Source organism: Haloferax sp. Atlit-6N (assembly GCF_003383195.1).
In the GTDB taxonomy this organism is placed as follows: Archaea; Halobacteriota; Halobacteria; order Halobacteriales; family Haloferacaceae; genus Haloferax; species Haloferax gibbonsii.
The window spans coordinates 1-456 of record NZ_QEQJ01000332.1 but is presented as its reverse complement, the minus strand read 5'-3'; the positions used below and the strand labels follow the sequence as shown (position 1 = coordinate 456).

Below are 456 nucleotides of genomic sequence, written 5' to 3'. Positions count from 1 at the left end.
AGCGACCGCGCTGTCTGCTGTCGGGCCGAATCGGCCGTTCGACGCGGTGCGAGGCGACCACCTCACGGCAGGGAGTGCCGACGTGACCGACGCCGACGACCACCTGGAGGCGACGATCAGTCAACGAGGCGTCCTCTTCGCCGCCTCGGGTGACGTGCTCGTCGTCCGCCGGAGCACCGACGGCGGGTGGGAACTCCCCGGCGGCCGGCTCGAACCGTACGAGGACGCGCCCGACGGGATCCACCGCGAGATAGTCGAGGAGACGGCGCTCGACGTTCACGTCGGCCGGCCCATCCACACGGGGTCGTGGCGAAACGACACCGATCAGGGACGCTTCGCGGTCTACTACTGGTGTGCGGTCCCCGAGAGCCTGGACGTCGTCGCCGACGATCCAGTCCAGCTCAGCCACGAACACTCGACGCACGCGTGGCTGTCGCCGGAAGCGGCCGCCGACCA

1 protein-coding gene is annotated in these 456 nt (G+C 70.2%); it reads left to right on the top strand.

Features of this window, described 5'->3' with window-relative positions:
* Nucleotides 1-82: 82 nt before the first annotated feature.
* Nucleotides 83-456, top strand: a 374-nt coding sequence (locus DEQ92_RS22605) for an NUDIX domain-containing protein (protein ID WP_147299599.1), incomplete at its 3' end; no start/stop codon positions are given.